We start from the raw sequence: 1,276 nt of genomic DNA, 5'->3' as shown, positions 1-1,276 counted from the left end.
TGCCGCGGCGGCCAGCGCGAGGGCGACGAGCTGCGACCCCTCGTCCTGGACGCGCACCGTGCCGGCGGACTCCGCGACCGGACGACGAGGGTCGCCCCCGGGTGACGCGAACGCGGTCGGCGCGAACGGGCGACGGGGCTCACCCGGCTGCGCGAGCCCGGGGAGGGCCACCAGCGTCACCTCGGGCGACGCGTTGTCGGCCTCGAGCAGGGCGTCGAGCTCGTCGACCCTGCCCTCGGCCGCCAGTGCGCGCCGCAGTGCACGGATGACCCACACCGGATGCGCCGCGCGGAGGGCGAGACGCTCATCGTCGGAGCGCGCCTCGGCCTCGATGCGCTCCATCCACTGCCCGGGCGACTCGCGCGCCACGCGACGCAGCACCGCGTTCGCGAAACTGGCCGCGCCACGGCCCGCCCGCGTCGCCACGAGGTTCACCGACTCGTTCACGGCCGCGTGCGAGGCGACCCTGGTCGCCAGGAGCTGATGGACCGCGAGCCGCAGTGCGTCCAGCACGGCCGGATCGATCGAGGAGGTGCTGCGATCCGCGGCCGCCGCGATCACCGCGTCGTACGTGCCTCGGCGGCGCAGCGTCCCGTAGGTGAGCTCGGTGGCGAGGGCCGCGTCCTGCGCGTCCAGCCCGGCCTCCGCGATCGCCGGGGGAAGCACGAGGTTGGCGTACGCGTCGGAGTCGGACACCGCCCGCAGCACCTCGTAGGCGACGAGCCGCGCCGGCTGCACCGTCCGCCGGGGCCCGCGCTCGTCGGTGCGCGCTGCGGGTCGGGGACGGCGGACCCCCGGGTGCTGGTGTCGCTCCTGCCTGCTCACGATCCCGCCCGCCGCTCGCCGCCCTGCAGGCCCCGCCACCAGTCGGCGGCGTTCATCGCCCCCTTGCCTGCCGGCTGCACGCGGGTCACCGCGAGGGGCGCGGTCGCGGTGCCGATCAGCAGCGCCGTCCTGGTGCCCGATAGCACGCCGGGAGGCAACTGCTCCTCCCCGGCCGCGGGCTCGGCGGCGAGGATCTTCAGGCGCTGCCCGTCCACCGTCGTGTGGGCGCCGGGCTCGGGCGTCACCCCACGGAACCGTGCGAACACCGACGACACGGGCTGCGTGAAGTCGAGGAGTCCGTCCGCCAGGCTCAGCTTCGCCGCGAACGTCGGCTCGCCCTCCTGCGGCACCGCCCGCGCCTCTCCCGCCGCGATCGCCGCGACCACCTCCGCGGTCAGGTCGGCGCCGTCGCGCGCGAGCGCCTCCAGCGCCTCGCCGGCCGTCGCCGACG

General features: G+C 76.6%; 2 protein-coding genes. Both read right to left on the bottom strand.

Annotated features, from left to right (window positions below):
• Nucleotides 1–738, bottom strand: a 738-nt coding sequence (locus tag DW299_RS12735; protein ID WP_275090593.1) for a transcription antitermination factor NusB, incomplete at its 3' end; no start/stop codon positions are given.
• Nucleotides 739–821: 83 nt separating this feature from the next.
• Nucleotides 822–1,276 (bottom strand): methionyl-tRNA formyltransferase (locus tag DW299_RS12730; RefSeq protein WP_446724801.1); only part of this gene is annotated, 455 nt, incomplete at its 5' end.

This window comes from Microbacterium sp. K35, from assembly GCF_004794375.1.
Lineage (GTDB): Bacteria > Actinomycetota > Actinomycetes > Actinomycetales > Microbacteriaceae > Microbacterium > Microbacterium sufflavum.
Note: the sequence above shows the minus strand (reverse complement) of the source record. Positions and strands in the feature narration are given on the sequence as shown.